The 18,744-nt window shown below is 38.4% G+C and carries 18 protein-coding genes; 8 read left to right on the top strand and 10 right to left on the bottom strand.

Annotated features, from left to right (window positions below; translation table 11 throughout):
- The first annotated feature begins 9 nt into the window (after positions 1 to 9).
- Together ACTJKC_RS17140 and ACTJKC_RS17145 are read left to right on the top strand one after the other, a co-directional pair.
- On the top strand, positions 10 to 1,548 hold the full coding sequence (locus tag ACTJKC_RS17140; protein ID WP_440793791.1) for a glycosyltransferase family 39 protein: 1,539 nt from the start codon (positions 10 to 12) through the stop codon (positions 1,546 to 1,548).
- Positions 1,538 to 1,867: a nucleotide pyrophosphohydrolase gene (locus ACTJKC_RS17145; protein ID WP_025143974.1), complete on the top strand. Its 330-nt coding sequence runs from the start codon at positions 1,538 to 1,540 to the stop codon at positions 1,865 to 1,867. Before ACTJKC_RS17140 ends, ACTJKC_RS17145 begins: the two co-directional genes overlap by 11 nt.
- Positions 1,868 to 1,911: 44 nt before the next feature.
- On the opposite strand, the gene ACTJKC_RS17150 is transcribed toward ACTJKC_RS17145, so the two are convergent.
- A complete protein-coding gene (locus ACTJKC_RS17150; protein WP_440793793.1) occupies positions 1,912 to 2,223 on the bottom strand; it encodes a DUF4286 family protein in 312 nt (103 codons plus the stop codon).
- Between the two features lie 105 nt (positions 2,224 to 2,328).
- Between ACTJKC_RS17150 and ACTJKC_RS17155 the strand changes: the two genes are divergently transcribed.
- Entirely contained in the window at positions 2,329 to 2,592 is a 264-nt protein-coding gene (locus ACTJKC_RS17155) for a hypothetical protein (RefSeq protein ID WP_344852506.1), read from the top strand.
- A gap of 18 nt (positions 2,593 to 2,610) precedes the next feature.
- The gene (locus ACTJKC_RS17160; protein ID WP_440793795.1) at positions 2,611 to 3,168 is read left to right on the top strand and encodes a GNAT family N-acetyltransferase; all 558 of its coding nucleotides are present in this window, start codon (positions 2,611 to 2,613) and stop codon (positions 3,166 to 3,168) included.
- A 186-nt stretch (positions 3,169 to 3,354) separates the two neighbouring features.
- Here the strand turns inward: ACTJKC_RS17160 and ACTJKC_RS17165 are convergent, their stop codons facing one another.
- Positions 3,355 to 5,178, bottom strand: coding sequence for a tetratricopeptide repeat protein (locus tag ACTJKC_RS17165; protein WP_440793797.1), 1,824 nt, complete (start codon positions 5,176 to 5,178; stop codon positions 3,355 to 3,357).
- Positions 5,179 to 5,483: 305 nt separating this feature from the next.
- On the opposite strand from ACTJKC_RS17165, the gene ACTJKC_RS17170 reads away from it, so the two are divergent.
- The 3 genes from ACTJKC_RS17170 to ACTJKC_RS17180 all read left to right on the top strand — a co-directional run bounded on the left by ACTJKC_RS17170 (position 5,484) and on the right by ACTJKC_RS17180 (position 9,839).
- Complete coding sequence (locus tag ACTJKC_RS17170; protein ID WP_440793799.1) at positions 5,484 to 7,289, top strand: S9 family peptidase; 1,806 nt, start codon at positions 5,484 to 5,486, stop codon at positions 7,287 to 7,289.
- 2 nt (positions 7,290 to 7,291) lie between these two features.
- Complete coding sequence (locus ACTJKC_RS17175) at positions 7,292 to 8,965, top strand: sensor histidine kinase (RefSeq protein WP_440793801.1); 1,674 nt, start codon at positions 7,292 to 7,294, stop codon at positions 8,963 to 8,965.
- Between the two features lie 184 nt (positions 8,966 to 9,149).
- A complete protein-coding gene (locus ACTJKC_RS17180; protein ID WP_440793803.1) occupies positions 9,150 to 9,839 on the top strand; it encodes a response regulator transcription factor in 690 nt (229 codons plus the stop codon).
- 113 nt (positions 9,840 to 9,952) lie between these two features.
- Here ACTJKC_RS17180 and ACTJKC_RS17185 read toward each other — a convergent pair whose 3' ends face one another.
- The 5 genes from ACTJKC_RS17185 to ACTJKC_RS17205 all read right to left on the bottom strand — a co-directional run bounded on the left by ACTJKC_RS17185 (position 9,953) and on the right by ACTJKC_RS17205 (position 15,497).
- Entirely contained in the window at positions 9,953 to 11,221 is a 1,269-nt protein-coding gene (locus ACTJKC_RS17185) for a metallophosphoesterase (RefSeq protein ID WP_440793805.1), read from the bottom strand.
- A 92-nt stretch (positions 11,222 to 11,313) separates the two neighbouring features.
- On the bottom strand, positions 11,314 to 12,801 hold the full coding sequence (locus ACTJKC_RS17190) for a magnesium chelatase (protein WP_440793807.1): 1,488 nt from the start codon (positions 12,799 to 12,801) through the stop codon (positions 11,314 to 11,316).
- Positions 12,802 to 12,821: 20 nt separating this feature from the next.
- Complete coding sequence (locus ACTJKC_RS17195; RefSeq protein ID WP_344852514.1) at positions 12,822 to 13,115, bottom strand: DUF3861 domain-containing protein; 294 nt, start codon at positions 13,113 to 13,115, stop codon at positions 12,822 to 12,824.
- A gap of 61 nt (positions 13,116 to 13,176) precedes the next feature.
- Complete coding sequence (locus tag ACTJKC_RS17200) at positions 13,177 to 14,274, bottom strand: vWA domain-containing protein (RefSeq protein ID WP_138818699.1); 1,098 nt, start codon at positions 14,272 to 14,274, stop codon at positions 13,177 to 13,179.
- 341 nt (positions 14,275 to 14,615) lie between these two features.
- Positions 14,616 to 15,497: a carbohydrate kinase family protein gene (locus ACTJKC_RS17205; protein ID WP_440793810.1), complete on the bottom strand. Its 882-nt coding sequence runs from the start codon at positions 15,495 to 15,497 to the stop codon at positions 14,616 to 14,618.
- A gap of 94 nt (positions 15,498 to 15,591) precedes the next feature.
- Between ACTJKC_RS17205 and ACTJKC_RS17210 the strand changes: the two genes are divergently transcribed.
- Positions 15,592 to 16,017, top strand: coding sequence for a YybH family protein (locus ACTJKC_RS17210; RefSeq protein WP_440793812.1), 426 nt, complete (start codon positions 15,592 to 15,594; stop codon positions 16,015 to 16,017).
- Here the strand turns inward: ACTJKC_RS17210 and ACTJKC_RS17215 are convergent, their stop codons facing one another.
- Genes ACTJKC_RS17215 through ACTJKC_RS17225 form a run of 3 tightly spaced genes read right to left on the bottom strand, consistent with a single transcriptional unit; the run spans position 16,018 to position 18,726 of the window.
- Complete coding sequence (locus ACTJKC_RS17215; RefSeq protein ID WP_440793814.1) at positions 16,018 to 17,385, bottom strand: S41 family peptidase; 1,368 nt, start codon at positions 17,383 to 17,385, stop codon at positions 16,018 to 16,020.
- A 52-nt stretch (positions 17,386 to 17,437) separates the two neighbouring features.
- Positions 17,438 to 18,052, bottom strand: a complete 615-nt coding sequence (locus tag ACTJKC_RS17220; RefSeq protein WP_440793816.1) for a sugar O-acetyltransferase — start codon at positions 18,050 to 18,052, stop codon at positions 17,438 to 17,440.
- Positions 18,053 to 18,087: 35 nt separating this feature from the next.
- Positions 18,088 to 18,726, bottom strand: coding sequence for a hypothetical protein (locus tag ACTJKC_RS17225; RefSeq protein WP_440793818.1), 639 nt, complete (start codon positions 18,724 to 18,726; stop codon positions 18,088 to 18,090).
- Positions 18,727 to 18,744: the final 18 nt, after the last annotated feature.

Genomic DNA, 18,744 nt, shown 5'->3' on the forward strand with positions numbered 1-18,744 from the left:
TAAGCTAATATGAAAGAAAATCCGAACCGCTTAACTGAATATGGATGTCTGGTATTTTTTCTGATTTTAAAGGTTTTTTTATCTTTTCTGCTGGTTAATTCGGTTTATGAATTACACCGCGATGAATTTCTGCATTTAGATCAGGCCAATCACCTGGCTCAAGGTTTTACTTCAGTTCCACCTTTAACTTCGCTTTTCTCGTGGCTGATTAAAGCTTTTGGCAATGGCGTTTTTATCGTAAAACTGGTGCCTGCATTAATGGGTGTGTTCACTATCCTTTACTGCTGGAAGATTGCAGATTTTTTAAAAGGAAACCTTTTGGCCAAATGTCTGGTGGCCATAGCTTGCATCTGTTCTTCTCTGCTCAGGTTAAATACTTTATATCAGCCCAACTCTTTCGATGTTTTGGCCTGGACAGCTATATTTTATTACTTGTTAAAATATTTCGATAAAAACGAAGCCAAATACCTTTACGCTTTTGCTGTTTTTGTAGCCCTTGGCTTCTTAAATAAGTATAATATTTTATTTCTGATCATTGGTTTAATACCTGCCATCATCATTACCCCAAACCGGAAAATATTTAAAGATAAACACCTTTATCTGGCTGTTTTACTGGCACTTTTAATTATTTCTCCCAATGTAATCTGGCAAATTAGCCATCATTTTCCGGTAGTCACCCATATGAGAATTTTGCAGGCCACACAACTGGTGCATGTAAACCGGATTGATTTTTTTATCGGGCAGTTCCTCTTTTTTTTCAGTTCCATATTTATCCTCTTAGCAGGAATAGGAAGTTTGATTTTTTATAAAGATTTTAGGAAATACAGCTGGATTATCCTTACTTACCTCATTACCCTTATCGTATTTAGCTATTTTAAGGCAAAAGATTATTACGCCTTAGGTTTGTATCCCGTTTTATTAGCTTTTGGCGCTGTTTATATAAGTCGAGTTTTAGCAAAGAAATATATACTAACGGGTGCATTGTTTGTTTTTAATGTTGGTTCATTTATTTATCTGCTGCCACTTTTGATGCCCGTTTATAGTCCTGCGCAGATTATTGCCCACCATAAAAGGTTCGAGCGTGTAGGTGCATTGCGTTGGGAAGATGGTAAAAACCACCAGTTGCCTCAGGATTATGCCGATATGCAGGGATGGAAAGAATTGGCCGCGTTAGTTGATTCCGCTTACGGAAAGGTTAAAGATAAATCTACCCTGCTGGTACGGGCCGATAATTACGGACAGGCCGGAGCGATTAACTATTATTCAAAATATAAAAATATAAACGCCGTATCCTATAATGCCGATTACCTGTATTGGTTTAAAATGGATAAGCCGGTAAAAGATTTCATTATGATTACCTATTGGAAAGATGAAGATCCGCAGCGTAAGCGGGAGCAGCCATATTTTCGCAGGATTACCAAAATCGGGGAAATAAAAACGCCTTACGCGAGAGAAAGAGGTGCCGGTGTGTTTTTACTCGAAGATGCAAAACCCCAAGTAACCGATATTATAAAATCAGAAATAGAAGAAGAAAAAAATGACCATTAACGAAGCACAGGAAACGGTAGACCGCTGGATTAAAACCACGGGTATCCGTTATTTTAACGAATTAACCAACACTGCCATTTTAATGGAAGAAGTTGGAGAAGTAGCGCGGATTATGGCCCGGAAATATGGCGAACAATCTTTCAAAAAGAGTGATGAAGAGGTAAACCTTGCAGATGAAATGGCCGATGTAATGTTTGTGCTGATCTGTCTGGCCAATCAAACCGGCATCAACCTGACTGATGCTTTGGAAAAAAACCTGGAGAAAAAAAGTATCCGCGATGCAGACAGGCACAAGAATAATGAGAAGCTTAACCCCTAAATCCCCTAAAGGGGACTTTATATTTCTAAGGCTGTAAGCCCCCTCTAGGGGGTTGGGGGTACAAACTCCATTAAGCTACGATAGGCTACAAAACGGTTTTTATACCTCTCGTTTAACTCTGCCTGTAAAGCCGGAGCAAATTCTTCCTGGTATTTATTGTATTGTTCGAGTGTTTCTGCTACATATTGTGCACAATAAGTTACGCCTTCGTTTGGCGAATCTACAACCTTTAACAAGCGGTTAGAAACAAACAGGCCTGTAGCCATTACTTCAGGAATATGGATATCCTGCATCCATTGTAACCATTCTTCGGCTGCTGCATCCTCAAGGATGAGCGTAACGTTATATAAATACATGTTGCAAAGGTAAATAATATATAAATGCTAAAAAATGTATGCATGATGGTTTTTTATTCTTTTAAATGCCATGATTCAATTAAATTTGTGATACCCTTTATTAGCATGATACGAAATAACGCCTCTCAGAAAATCGATAACTCCACGCGCAATTACATTTATACCGGTTACCTCACCGCAATTTTCGGTGGTGTTTTAGGTCTTGTCATCGGTTGGGATATCATGAAGAAAAAAAAGACACTGTACACCGGAGAGAAGGTGTTTTCTTATTCTTTAATGGACAGGCAGCATGGTGCAAGAATTTTAATTTTAGCCAGTATTTGCTTCATTTTGTTGTTAACCTTAACTATTATTGCATTGGATGCTTAAGTTAGCTGCAATATAAAAATGATTACCATTACCACATCTTCTTCAACAAAAGAACTCAAAGGAATTCTTGAACTTCAAAAACAAAACCTAAAGCAGGATTTAACTCCCCAACAGATTAAAGAACAGGGTTTTGTTACGGTTTCGCATTCGCTTGATGATCTGGAAAAGATGCACTGGTATGAACCAAATATTATTGCAAAAGACGGAGATGTTATTGCAGCCTACGTGCTGGGAATGACCGTACAATCAAAAAATGATATTCCGAGGCTGGTTGAAATGTACGAAAGTTTCGATCATATTATCTATCAGGAAAAACCGGTTTCAGATTATTCTTATATTGTAGTTGGACAGGTTTGCGTAGGAAAAGATTATCGTGGTAAAGGTTTATTTGATCAATGCTATACTGCCTATAAAGATTATTTTAAAGGAAAATATGATTTCGCCATCACTGAAATTGCAAGTATTAATCTCCGATCGATGCATGCACATAAACGCATCGGTTTCGAGGTAATCCACACTTATACTGATAATACTGATGTAGAGTGGAATGTGGTGGTTTGGAATTGGAAACTATAGATTTGTTTGGCGCTTCGCGATAAGCATCTGGGGTCAATTAAACTGTCAAACAGTTAACTAATTTGACTATGAACTATCAATCATTAACCAATAAGCAGCTGGCAATTGGTTGTTTACAATTCAGTTAACCAATTAACCAACGACACTGTTCCCAATGAACTAATGACTAATGAACGACTGAACTAATCAAACCCCATCTCCCCTTAAATTTCTGAATCTTTTTCTCGCTTCGGTACTGAACATACTGCCGGGATAATCGGTAATCAGTTTCTGGAAATAAATTTTGGCCTGGGCAATATCATTCAGTTTCTTTTCGTACAGATCGCCCAAAGTAAAAAGTGCATCGTCTGTCCAGATGCCGTCTTTAAATTCTTCCGTTACTTTTTTAAGGATATCTGCTGCTTTCTGAAAATCGTTCGCTTTAATAAAAATCCGGGCTTTACTCATCATAATGGCATCGGCCAAACTGTTTTGCGGATAGGCAATTGCAATGCTATCCATTTTTTTTACCGCTTTTTCGGGCAGGTTTCTAAATAAAAGCATTTCTGCATCCGCATACATTTTTAGAGCGTTACTGTCGGCTGGTGTCTGGATATTATCGCTGATCAATAAACTCAGGTTTAAAGCATCGTTGGCAATCAATTGTGAGGTAGCCGCTTTTAAAACCAAACATTGTCCATTGCTATATTCGAAATTACCCTGATAAAAAGAAAGTTTCGCGCTGCGGAAACGGGCTTCGTTGCCCACCAGCTGACCTTCGAACTGTTTGCTTACCTGTTCGTACACCAAAAATGCTTCCCAAGGCTGGTTGGTTAAAATGTAAATGTCGCCTAAATCAAGCTTCAGCTGACCAAGTTCCTGCTCATTTATGCCGGGCATTTTAATCGCTTCTTCCAATTCTTTTTCTGCTTTACCGGGCTGATTTAAATAATAAGCCTGCAGGTTGGCCAGTTTTTTTATCGCGAAAAGGGTATTCCTGTTTTTACCATTTTCTTCCAGTAAGGCTTCGTAATCTTTTGCTAAAAGATCAAGATCGGCAACCGTGTATTTTCCAGTAGTACGCAGATTGTACCTGGTATTCAGCATTTCGATTTTCGATGGCAGGTAATATTGGTTATCCTTTCCTTTAGTCAGCAGGTAATCGTACGCTTTAATCGCCGTTTCGTAAGCACCATTATCTACAAAAGTATAAATGGCATTAAATAATGTGCCGCCATCGGCCTTGGTGCGTTTGTCAAAAGCAATTAACTGGCGCAGGGCCATATCAAACTCCTGTTGCTGAATGTAATTCCAGGTTAGTAACTGAATATAAATTTCGGCGTCAGGTTCTTTTTGTATTTTCTTTAAAATCGCTGTCTGGAAAGTCTGATAATCGTTTTTATCCTCAAAAACAGATGATAACACCGCTTCGGCCTGTGGCAAAAGCTGTGGCATAGTTGCCATTGCATCCAGGTATTCCTGCATCAGCATGGGTTTATCCTTTTTGAAACGGTAAATGTTCAACAGTTCGAAAGCAAAAGCCTGATCGTTGCCCAGCAGTTTTCTTCCCTGTTTAAAAGTTTGGACCGCAAAATCGTAATTTTCGAAACGATAAAAACTGTTGGCCAGATTTCTGATCCGGTATTCTTCTTTCGGAAGTTTCGCAATTACCTCATTAAAAATTTTGTTGGCCGCCTGCACATCGCCTTTTTCCTGGTAAAGTTTGCCAAGTGCGATCGGATAAAGCTCACTTTGAGGATTTTTTTTAACCTCGCGTTTAACCACTTTTTCGGCAACATCATAACGCTTTAATTTTAACAGCGCATTAAAATAAATGTCGAAATAAGCATCATTATTGGGGATGGCATAAAGTTTTTCGAGCAGCACAACTGCTTTTTCATAATCTCCATCCTGGTAATATTGTATGGCCAAAGTGCTTTCATCAGGTGCAACCTGTTGGTTTGGACGGAAAACCTGCGCACCGGCTCCGAAGGTTAACAATAAGAATATGATGAAAAGCAAGCGGTTCATAACCCTAAATTATAAGTTTTAAATGTAACATTTTAATACATCTTTAGCTAAAGCAGTTATGGATATAAAACGTATTTTAAATGTTACCTGTATTTTATTTTGACTAAATTTTATAAATACTAAATTGAGCAACAACTTATTATTATTTGCATAAGTAACATTGTTGGTGTAAATCGCAGTATAGTTGTCAGGTTACTTATTTTTGTCATCCGGTGAAGGATTTATTTATGCTGAAAAGGTTTTTTCTATTCTTAATGGTAGTGTTGATCTGGGCTTGTAGGGGTTCAAACAGTGATACTATCCCTGTGGACGATTTTTTTAAAACGCAGGATAAAGCCTATTACCGCATATCGCCAGACGGCAAAAGCCTGTCTTATTTAAAACTCCAGGATAAAAAACTCGATCTATTTGTTGAAGACCTCGCTACCGGAAATAGTGTGCAACTGACCCATTTAAACGGGAAAAACATCAGTTTTCATTTCTGGACAAGCAATAACGAACTTATTTATTATACCGAAGATGGTTCTAAAGAACGCCGGTCGGATATTTTTGTGATTAATAAAGATGGAAGCAAACAGGTGCAGTTAAGTGCGAACGAGAAAAACCGGTTGAGGGTAATAGAAGATCAGCTAATTGATGATAAATACATTATCGTAGCTTCTAACAAACGCGATTCGACCGTTTTTGACGTCTACCGTTTAAATGTGCGTGACGGGAAAATGGAAATTGCGGCAAAAAATCCGGGTAATATTACCAAATGGATGACGGATAGCAAAGGTGTACTTAAAATTGCAGTGGCCAGTGATGGGGTGAATGAAACCTTAATGTACCGTGAAAGCGAAAGTCAGGCTTTTGCTCCGGTAATTACCAATAATTTTGAAACCACCCTCCAGCCAATTGCTTTTTCTGAAGACCAGCCGAATGTACTTTATGCCATCTCTGGTGTTAACCGTGATAAAAATGCATTGGTTGCGATCGATTTAAAAAGCGGGAAAGAAAAACAGGTTCTTTTTGCAAACGATACCTTAAACGTAGTGGATGCAACTTATTCGCGTTTCCGGAAAAAAATGCTTTTTGCTACCTGCGAAACCTGGAAAAGAGAAAAATTTTACCTCGATGACAGCACCAGGGTAGCTTACTCTAAGATAGATAAACTTTTACCCGGCACCGAATGGGTAATTATGGATAAGGATAAAACGGATAAAGTATTTGTAATACGCACCTTTACCGATAAAAATCCGGGATCTTATTATTTATATACCGCTACAGATAAACGGCTTAAAAAACTTACTGATGTAAGTCCTTCTATTAAACCGGAAGATATGTGTGCCATGAAGCCGATCAGTTTCAAAAGCCGCGATAGCCTGACCATTAATGGTTATTTAACCTTACCTAAAAATAAAAAAGCGATTAATTTACCAGTGGTGGTGCTGCCACATAACGGGCCAAAATCAAGAAACAGCTGGGGGTATAATGCCGAAGTGCAGTTTCTGGCTAATCGTGGTTATGCTGTTCTGCAGGTAAATTACCGTGGCTCTACCGGTTATGGAAAAACATTTTATGCTGCCGGTTTTAAACAATGGAGCGATAAGATACAGGAAGATGTAAACGATGGGGTAAAATGGCTGATTGATGAAAAAATTGCCAATCCTAAAAAAATTGCCATTTATGGTAATGGTTTCGGCGGATATATTGCTTTAAACTGTTTATATAAAAATCCCGATCTTTATAAATGTGGCGGATCAAATTCTGGCGTAATTAACCTGTTTAGTTACCTGAAAACCTTTCCACCGTTTTTAAAGGCCAAATTGCAGATGTATTACGAAATTTTAGGCAACCCCATAACCGAAACCGATTATATGCGTTTTGCATCGCCCGTGTTCCATGCAGACCGGTTTAAGGCACCTATTTTTATTGCACAAAACCCAAAAGATCCTAGTGTTAACGTTGCAGAAGGGGTACAGTTTATCAAAGAGCTTAAAAAAAGGAATGTTCAGGTTACTTATATCGAAAAAGAAGAAGGTCCGGATCCGGTAGTGCGCCAGCAGAGCAGAACAGCACTGTATAAAGCCCTGGAAGAGTTTTTAAAGGAAAATCTAGGTAAGAAATAGGTATGGCCTTAGATAAAAAAAGCAGTTACCGTAAAAACTTCTCCCTTGGTGTAACTTTCATTATACTCATTTCCATTTTATTTATCCTGTCGCTTTTTCTTGCATTTAATTATAGCAAAAAATCGATTGAGAATGATTTTGTTTCCGAGAAAGTGAATGTGCTTGAGCAGAGTATTAAGCCTTACAATGACTTCTTTCAGAATAAAATGCCCGAAATTTCTTATTATAACGGCTTTTTGGATTCTTCTACTGCATCAAAGTTTGTTGATACCGTGATGTTGAAATATCCCTTCATCTCAAAAGTTACTTTTTACGATACAGAGGTGAAGAATGTTCCGGTTAAAGACGGGATTAATGCAAACCACCTGGGTATTGGCCCAAAATCCATTTATCAGTTTGGTAAAGGGGTAAAACCCGATTCAATAACACTGTACTCAGAAGATGATACCCGGTCTTTTAACGTGGGGAGCGATTTTAACGCAATTGCAATTAAACTGGCTACTTTTGTTGAAGATCTGGATACGACCTCCGTCCCCACCCAGGAAGAACTTTTTACCAATTTCTCTATCGTTAATTCCAACGAAAATAAAATCACTTACCTTAATATTCCCCGTCGCGAAGATTTAAGGATTTATAAAGATATGATCAGGCGTAAGCTTAATCCTGCCCCGGTTTATCCGCAGGATGTAATGGTTTTCAAATTGGATGCACACCAGATAAAGATTGTTAATACCCGTCCTTTATTGTACCAAACCATCAGGATTGAGCCGCTTACCTACGATCCGATTGATACATCTGATCAAAACATTACCACTGAAATTGCATTGCCGGGAGCATTCTCCGATTTTAAATTTTACCTGATTTCATCCAAATCTTACATCAAAAAGGAGATTTTTATTTATTTTATGCCGATAGCCTTAGTTCTACTATTGGTTTATGGTGTACTTCTGCTGGTTGCTTTTTTAATTTACCGTAACCTGAACATTAACAGTAAAATGTTTAAGCTGCAGTACGATTTTGTGAACAACCTTACACATGAATTTAAAACCCCTGTGAGTGTAATTAAAATCGCTGGGAACAATATTAAAAGCGCTCCGGCTTTAACCCAGAGGGAGCAGCAGCTTTATGGTAAAATATTGGATGAAGAGGCCGATAAACTTAATGGTTTAATGAACAAGCTGCTGGCCTTTACACAGATCGAAAATAAGGCAATCAAGCTGAATCATGAAGAGGTAAATATTGTTGATTTTATTGAGAGTACCATCGAATCGCATACCTTAAAACACCCCGATTTTAAAATGACTTACGAGGTTGTTGGCTTTAAAACCTTTATTACCGACCCGGTGTTATTAGGGAGTTTGTTCGATAACCTGGCAGAAAATGCTTACAAATATTCGAAACCCGATCAGAAGAAACTGCATATCAGCGCTAAACTGATTAAAGGCGTGCTGGTGTTCCGTTTTACAGATAAAGGAATTGGTATCGCATCATCAGAATTAAACAATATATTTAAGAAGTTTTTCAGGATACAGAATGAATATAACCAAATGGGCAGTGTTGGACTGGGTTTGGCATTCTGCAAAGAACTGGTTAACTTTATGGAGGGAGAAATTACCGTAAAGAGTAAAGTAGGAAGTGGTACAGAGTTTAAAATTGTGCTGCCATATAATAGTTAAATTTAATAGTTGAAATGTTAAACGTTGGAAGGTTGTAAAGTTGAATTAACATTCAAACCTTAAAACTTTTCAACCCTTGCAACAATAAAGAAGTTTGAAAGTTACACGTTAAAAGGTTGGAATGTTGAACTTGACCTTAAAACATTGGAACTTTTCAACATTAAAATAGTAAAAAAACACATAAATGTCTAAAGAAGTAAAAATATTAATCGTAGAAGATGATGAAAATCTTCGCTTTCTTGTGGCCCACCGTTTAAAAGCTGAGGGTTATACGGTGCTTGAAGCAAATGATGGCGAAGCAGGTGAAAGAATGATTTTGACCGATCAGCCCGATATTGTTTTATTGGACTGGATGATGCCGGGTAAACAAGGTGCCGAAGTTTGCGAAAATGTGCGGAAGCAAGGTTTTGAAAACCTGATAATTATGATGACCGCCAAGGCACAGGATGTAGATAAAATTGATGCCTATAACTTTGGTGCGTCTGATTATATTACCAAACCTTTTAATATGGACGTTTTAGTAGCCATGTTAGAGAGCAAGGTTAAATTTATCGTGAATAAAGATTCTGCCGAGATTCACCGGTTTGGCAACATGGAACATCATCCGAACATCCACACTTTGTTTAGAGACGGAAAGAAAATTGAGTTAACGATATTGGAAAACCGTATCCTGCTTTATTTCCTTCGCAATCCGGGCAAAGTAATTAACCGTGATGAATTGATGCTGGTGGTTTGGGGATATAACTCTGATGTGAATACCCGTACGCTTGATATGCATATTGTACGCTTGCGTAAAAAAATCGAACTGAACCCTGATAATCCACAGCTGTTACAAACGGTTAGAGGGGTAGGTTATCGTTTTAATGCGGGATAGAGATAATTATTGAATGAGGGAATGATTGGATGAGAGAATGGTTGAATTAGTGAATGTTTAAGCGTAATGCCTATATTCTCTCATTCAATCATTCAAAACTCAATCATTTTTATTTAAGCTCTTTTCAACGTAAAAATCGTAATCTCCGGTAAAATACCAACCCTGCCCGGATAGCCTAAAAAGCCATAGCCAACGTTAACATAAAGCTGTTGTTTTTGCTCCTGGTATAAACCTGCCCATTCTTTGTAGATATATTGCACAGGGCTCCATTGATATTCTTTCAGGCGAACGCCAAACTGCATTCCGTGCGTATGGCCGCTGAACATAGCATCTATCTGCGGATATTTCTGTAAAACCTCTCCACGCCAGTGCGAAGGATCGTGACTCAATAAAAGTTTAACCGGCAAATCATCTGTATTTTGAACAGCGAGTTCCATTTTTCCATATTTGGGGAAACGGCCCATGCCCCAGTTTTCAATACCTAAAATGCCAATTTCTTCGCCATCTACTTTTAACCTGCGGTTTTCGTTCATTAACAGGTCGTAACCCATTATTTTGTGTACGTCAACCATATCTTTCAGGTTTTTTACTTTGGCCGGAGAAGATTCCTTACCGAAATAATAATCACCATAATCATGGTTTCCGAGTGACGAAAATACACCCAGCGGTGCTTTTACCTTCGAAAATATATCCTGGTAATCCCTTACTTCGTTGGTGAGGTTATTTACTAAATCGCCCGTAAAAAAGATAAAATCAGGCTTTTCACTCAACAACATTTCTACACCGCCTTTTACTGCTGTTTTGTTATAGAAACTTCCAGAGTGGATATCTGAAATCTGCCCCATGGTAATGCCATCAAAGGCTTTAGGCAAGTTAGGGAGGATTAAATTTACCCGCCGTACCTGATAATCGTAAGCACCAGAAATAATGCCCCAGCTAAGTGAGGTTAGAGGCACAGCAGCTGCCACCAATCCGGCTTTTACCAAAAACGCTGAACGTGTGATAGGCTCTCCTGGTATTGCCGCTGTTTCTTGTTGTACGGGAGTAGTAGAAAGTTGAGCCGTTTTATTTTTCCTGAAAATGCGGATAAACAATCTGCGTAGATCGTCCAGTACCAAAAAGGGCAACATAGCCATTTTGCAGGCTACCGTTAAAAAGAAAGCCACTAAGATAATGGCCCTTAACGTGAGGAAAAGATTAAGGTAAATGCCACAGAACACACCAATAATCAATAATGCGCTATAGGTCCAGTAAGCAATGCCAAATGCTTTTTTTGTGCCCGGTTTCCATTTTTTAAAAACAGAAACAATGGCTTTATAACAGTAAATATCAAATGCAATAATAAAAATGCAGGCGGCAATAATAAAAGGTAATCTTCCCATTATATATTCGGGTTTGTAAATAAAAAAGCTTCGACAGATTCTTCTTTAAGGGAAGAATTTGTCAAAGCTAATCAAATTAGAGAAATTCAATATTATCTGAAATCGTCTTCATCCTCTTCCTCATCAAATTCGGCGTTAAATAAGCTGCCAAACATATCAGAAAAGCCGAAGCCACCGTTTAAAAAGTTTTTGCTCAATTGTGAGTACTCGGCTAAACCATGTAACACAAATTCCATTAAGAGCAAGGTTTGATTTTCGCTCAGTTTAGGATGGAATTTCTTTACTAAATCATAAAGCCCAGGCACCAGCATTAATGCTTTTTTGTATTGCGCATTGCTCAAAGTATCCGTAACATCTACATTATGGCCTTCAGTAAACCATTCGGTTATTTCGGTATAAGGATTGGCTGTTTTGGTTTTTTTAGCCTTTTCGGGATCTGGGAAGTAACGTGCAAACAAAGTTTTAACTGCTTTGCCAATTAAAGTAGTAGCTACGTGTGCCGGACCCTCGAGTTCACCTTCGTAAACCAGCTCTATTTTACCGGTTATAGCCGGAATAATCCCCGCAAGATCAGATAAACGTACGAATGTATTTTTCTCTCCAGCAATCAGCATTCTTCTTTCTGCCGTGCTGATCAGATTTTCATAAGCAGAAATGGTTAACCTGGCCGAAACCCCCGATTTCTGATCGATATATTCACTTTTACGGGCTTCGAAAGCAATCTGTTCTACCAGGTCTTTTAATAGGCCATCAGCCTCAATATTGGCTTTTTGTTCTGCAGTAAGTTTTGCCTCCTGAAATGTAATTTTACGCGAAATCTCAATACTTTTTGGATAATGGGTCAAAATCTGACTTTCAATCCTGTCTTTTAGCGGCGTAACAATGCTGCCACGGTTGGTGTAATCTTCAGGGTTTGCGGTAAATACAAACTGGATATCCAAGGGTAAACGCAATTTGAAACCACGGATCTGGATGTCTTTTTCCTGCAACATGTTAAACAAGGCCACCTGAATACGGGCCTGTAAATCGGGAAGCTCGTTAATCACGAAAATACTTCGGTGTGCACGTGGAATTAGCCCAAAATGAATTACACGCTCATCATTGTAGGTTAACTTTAAAGTAGCGGCCTTAATCGGGTCAACATCGCCAATTAAATCGGCAACCGTAACATCTGGTGTGGCCAGTTTTTCGGTGTACCTTTCGCTGCGGTGCAACCAGGCAATTTCGGTGTCGTCACCTTTAGTAGCGATTTCATTTTTTGAGTACCACGAAATTGGATTCAATGGATCATCAAAAATCTCGCTTCCGGCAACATACGGCACATATTCATCCAGTAAATTTACCATTAAACGGGCAATACGTGTTTTTGCCTGTCCGCGTAAACCTAACAATAAAATATTGTGGCGCGATAAAATAGCGGTCTGTAACTCCGGAATAACCGTTTCATCGTAGCCGATAATGCCCTCAAATTCGGTTTTTTTATCGCGGAGAACTTTAATCAAATTTTCTCTCAGCTCTTCCTTAACGCTTCTTGATGTATAATTTGTAGCCTTTAACTGGCCTAATGTTGTATTTTGCATATATGGGATTGTACTATTCGTTATTTACTCTTCAGTTTTTTCATAAACTCACCAATTGCGGGCTGAAGTTCTTTGAAAAGTTCCTGGTCTCTGTTTTTTAAAACTACTTCTGTAAACATTTTCAAACCAATGGCAAACTCGGTACTTTGATTTTCATCATCAAAAATGTTTTTACTTTTAATGGCATTGATAATGTTGAATATATTGTCGTGATTATCAAATTCGAGTGTTAAAGGACCATTTTTTACATCATCCTCTTTTGCTAAAGATATTTCTTCTAATGTTAACTTATATTTATTTGTACGTTTAGCCATGCTTAATTTATTTTAATGCCTTATGTCTTCCAATTCCGGACTAAAGACTTCTGAATCCCGACTATTTAACTGTCTTACGTCTGTTTTTAATGTAATCTTCAAAAATATATTCGCCTAAGCCATTTAATGAGCTATAAAATGCCCTTCCGCCATTAATTTCAGTAAACTGACGTACAAATTGCTGTAAATAAGGATCTTTTGCGATCATAAACGTAGTAATCGGAATTTTTAACCTTTTACACTGCGCCGCCATGTTTAAGGTTTTGTTAATCACTTTACGGTCCAAACCCATACTATTTTTGTAATATTTACCATTTTCTTTCAGGCAGGTGGGTTTTCCATCCGTAATCATGAAAATCTGTTTGTTATGGGTTTTCCGGCGACGGAGCAAATCTGCAGCCAGTTCTAAACCTGCATAAGTATTGGTATGGTAGGGGCCAACCTGTAAATAAGGCAGGTCTTTCACACTGATCGGCCAGGCATCATTTCCAAAAACAACAATATCCAAGGTATCTTTAGGGTATTTCGTTTTAATCAGTTCGGCCAGGGCCATGGCCACTTTTTTAGCTGGCGTAATCCGGTCTTCGCCATATAAAATCATCGAATGCGAAATGTCGATCATCAGTACTGTAGAAGTTAAGGTTTTAAAATCTTTTTCTTCTACTTCCAGATCGCGGTCGGTTAGGGTGAAATCGCCGATACCATGATTAATCTGCGCATTTTGGATCGAAGCGGTCATATCAATCTGATCCAAACTATCGCCAAAATTATATTCACGCCTGTCGGCATTTTTTTCTTCGCCTATGCCTGATTGGTTGCTGTTGTGGTTACCACGACCAGATTTTTTCAGTTTACCAAAAATTTCATCCAGGGCAGATTTTCGGATGGTCTGTTCCGTTTTGGCCGTAATTTTAAATTCTCCCGATTGATTGTCTTCCGTCAGGTAACCTTTATCTTTCAGGTCGTCGATAAAATTACCAATGCCATAATCATTATTGGTTAATTTATATTGTTTGTCGAGCTCGTTCAGCCAGCTTAAAGCCTCTGCCGCATCTCCTGCCGTATAGTTTAGCAATTCGCTAAATAATTTCAGCAGTTCATCAAACCCTCCCTTAGGCGCATCGCCCGGCTTATAATCAGAAAAACGAAAACCTCTCATGTGCTTATATTAACGATTTACCGAAGATAAAAGTTTCGCTTTGCATTAATTTAAGCGCCATGTCATATTTGGGGCCAAGCAGAAAGGTAAAAGCTGAAAGAGCAAAGCAGGTAGAATTGAAAACTGCCAACTGAGAACTGTAAACTAATTTAGGCGTTCCCCAATCCCGTGAATACGGGAAAGGGTCGGGCTTTTCAGGGCTGCGCTGCGCTCCGGTACCGATGAAAAATCGGTACTGAACCCTTCCAATCCCTAACGCAAAACCCACCGTTTTAGCTCAAGCCTCTTAAGTTTTAAACTTTCCGTGTTAATCTGTGCATCCTTGGCAAAAGGCAAAAAGCTCACTCTAATGCCATGTGATAAATCTTTTTATTGTAATCAGGGTTTGCACCCGGCTGTGAGGTTACAAAAGCGCCAACCTTACAGGCATTATCCAAAGTGGTTTCCATCGGGTAGCCTTGTAAATAGCAGGCAATAAACGTAGCTAAAAAGGCATCGCCGGCACCAACGGTATCGGCAACCTGAACTTTGTAACCTTCATGTTTAAATAATTTCCCGTCTTTTAAAACACAGGCGCCTTTATCGCCAAGTGTAAGGCAGATGATTTCGATATTGAATTGCTTAGAAAGCTGTTTTAAAAGCTGCTCATCAGTATTTCCGGTTAAACCGAACGATTCCTTTACCCAAACAATTTCGTCTTCATTTATTTTAAGGATATCTGCTTTGGCTAAAAGCTCGCCGATTAATTCTTTCTTGTAAAAAGGGGCGCGGAGATTAATGTCGAATATTTTAGTTTTTGCATGGTCTAGAAGTTCGAGAATTGTTTTTTTAGATTGCTCTTCTCTACACGTTAAGCTGCAATACACCAAGGCGTCTGCCTGTTTTACAGCAGCTACGTTTTCATCCGTAATTTTAATATCGTCCCACGCTACCGGCTGTTTAATGGTATAGGTGGCCTGATGGTTTTCATCAAGCTGTACCACAACGGTACTGGTTGGTAATCCGGTGTTTACCTGTACCAGATCTGTTGAAAAATGATTGCCGGTTAAAAAGTTCAGTAATTCTTTGCCATTTTCGTCATCACCAACAGCGCTGATGAAACTGCTTTCGATACTTTGTTTGTGTAAGTTAAGGGCAACGTTCATACTCGAACCGCCAGCTTTCTTTCCCTCCGGGAAAATATCCCACAGTATTTCGCCAATTGTAATTACTTTATTTTGCATGGTAGATTGATAAAAAATGTAAATAAACAATTTTTACCGGTGGAACGAAATATTTTGTTTCATATCTTTAATTTTTACCAAAATTGTAATCGTCATGAAAAAAATACTCTTTATTGCCCTGTTTTTTATTTCTTTCAGCACTTATGCTCAAAATGCAAAAGATAAACAAGCTGTTCTCAACCTACTCGAAAAACAGCGCAGCGATTGGAACAAAGGCGATGTTGAAGCTTATATGCAGGGTTACGCAAAATCAGACAGTTTACTTTTTGTAGGTAAAAGCGGACCAACTTATGGCTGGCAAAAAACACTGGACAATTATAAAAAAGGTTATCCGGATAAATCTGCCATGGGATTTTTGGTATTTGGAATAAAAAAAATCGAATTTTTAAAACCTGATCTTGCCTTTGTATTGGGTAGCTGGAATGTAAAGCGTGAGAAAGATGAATTAAAAGGATATTTTACACTGTTGATCAAAAAAATAAAAGGGGAGTGGAAGGTGATCGTTGATCATAGCAGTTAATTATTCCGATACCTTTAATATGTATTGAAGTACAGGATCAAGACCTTTAATTTTATCAAGATAACTTGTTTCGATTTGGCGATCGGGTAGTACAGGGTGTTTGGTTTTGTTGTTACAATCAGCCCCAAAATCTAAACTTGTTGATACATTGAAGCCGATTTTACTGTTAGGCAATTGAAAGCGGTAACCTTCACCAAAATCGTTTGTGTTTTCTCCCGTAGCTTCGCCAATTAGCTTTGCCAGTTTAAATTGTTTTACACCATCTGCAAGCATATTTGCACTCGAGAATGTCATGGGTCCGGTAATAATATAAACTTGGCCATTAAAAAAGGCTTGTTCGCTGGTGTATTTTGGATCATAAGGCTCGCAGTTGTGCCTTTGCCAGATACTATTGTTAGATTGTTTTAAGTAATTATTACTGGTATCACCCTGCTTAGTTAATTGATCTTTATACAGCTGACTTATTTTCCAATTTTTCCCGCCAGATAAGGTATATTTTTTTGAATTAAAAAAGCCTAACAGTAAATCTGCATTGATAGAATTGCCTCCTGTATTTTTTCTGATATCAATGGCAAGGGTTTTGATTTTTTTCTGTTTTATTACCGTAAAACACGAATCGAAAAATTTCAGATAAGGATGGTAATCGCCCTCTAAAGTATTTAATTCAATGTTAGCAACCTTATCTTCCAATATATTAAATGAATAGGGCTTACCAACCAGGTTTGGAAATGCGTCGCCTATTAAATCTCTTAAAATACTTCCATTTTCAATTGTTTTAATTTCTTTTTTGTGCTGATACTGATAAGTGATTTTAAAAGGGGGCCTTATACCCGAAAGGTATAAGTTATAGCCAAGCATTTTAATGGCTATCTCATTGCGGTAAGTTTGAAGTCCGCCAACGCGTAATGCACTTTCCTGGTAAAACTTTTGAATAGAAGTTCCGTTTACTGAAATGATTTCTGCACCTGCAGGAATAATACCCGGTAATGCTTTTCCATCGGAATAGGTTTTACCTTTTTTATCAGCAACAAATGTTAAGGGTAAAAAAACAGGTTTCCTGAAATCTGCCTTAAATATAGATTGTATAAAAGTGGGTGCAGTGTGGGCATCATCAATAAGACCTGTTATTTCTCCAAGTTTTAAGGTAAAGGGTCTGGTTTCAATTGAATCGGGGATGGTACTTTTTACCTGATTTATTTTTTGTGTGTATTTAACCTCTGAAGTGTATAAAAATGGGTTGTAATGTGCCGCTCTGATTACCTTGTCGAGGTAGTCGATATCAGCAATGGCTTCTGTTTTAGAAATCCGTTGTGCAAAACCCGACAAGAAAGTAAAAAATACAAATAAAAAAGGTAGCGCTGTTTTCATTACATCAATTTACCCTAAGACGATATCCGGTAGGTTAAGGTTGCATTGAAATTTACTCACCCAACTTAAAATCCTTATAATAATAATCCTTGTCCTCATCGGTTAACTGGCGGATTACCCTGCAAGGGGCTCCTGCGGCGAAAACATTATCCGGGATATCCCTCGTAACCACACTGCCCGATCCGATTACTACATTTGATCCGATTTTTACGCCGGGATTGATTACTACGTTACCACCAATCCATACGCTATTGCCAATCGTAATTTCCTGTGCCCATTCATATTCCTGATCACGCAAATGTGCATGGATGGGATGGCCTGCGGTATAAATGGCTACGTTTGGCGCAATAAAAACGTTGTTGCCAATACTCACTTTGGCGCAATCTAAAATAACGAGGTTGAAGTTTGCGTAAAAATTATCACCAATTTCGATGTTATATCCATAATCACACCTAAACGGTGGCTCTACATAAAACATTTTTTCTGTTTTACCGAACAGCCTTTTCAGTAATTCTTTACGCTGTTTTATGAATTTTGGAGCGAGGTTATTAAATTCGAAAACAATTTCGCGGGCTTTTAATCTTTCTTTTGCCAGTTCTGCATCACCCGCCTGGTAAGCTTTTCCTGCCAGCATTTTTTGTTTTTCGGTTAGGGTTGTTTGTTCCATGGATTTATTCTGGTTTGAAATGTGGTTAAGTTAGTTTATAACGAGAAGTCGATTTTATTTCCATTCCAGTCATGCATGCTGATATTGGTAACGACTTCGTCTAATTGAAGAAGGTAGGTTCTGATCTCTTCGAGAGAAGCAGATTCGTGAATGCAAGGGCCCCATGAACTATCAAATGTGCAGGTGAACAATTGTTCCTTTATTTTTCGTTCTATTTCCGCCATGTCTAACATTACCTTATAAATTTGAGTATTTTCTTCAAGCTGGGAAGTATCGCCATAAAGAACGTTAATATGTCGTTGTAAAATAGAAGCAATCTCGCCTAAATATTCATCATGAAGCTGATCACAGGCATCGGTAAAATTAAATGGATTGAAATTGGCATTGTATGCTGCAATAGTCTGATTGTTGAGGTCGAGCATTATGATGCCATAATTGTTCAGGCTGGCATAGAAAGGAGTGGTTATCGATTCGAACGAAATATCAATCTCAACGTGCTTATTGGCACTGACAAAGTGAAAATTACTCTGGGGGTTGTGCATCGGCGGTTTTTGAGAAAAATCAGAAAACCCATGCCCCTTTAAAAAGGAGAAATGATTTTCGAACATCGGTCTCATGTATAGATTCAAATCAAAGTCGGCCATGCGTGCTTTAAATGAAAAACGGGACTTCATTGCTGAGCGTCCCGTTTT

Origin of the sequence: Pedobacter sp. 22226 (assembly GCF_052045455.1) — a bacterium.
Taxonomy (GTDB): Bacteria; Bacteroidota; Bacteroidia; order Sphingobacteriales; family Sphingobacteriaceae; genus Pedobacter; species Pedobacter jeongneungensis.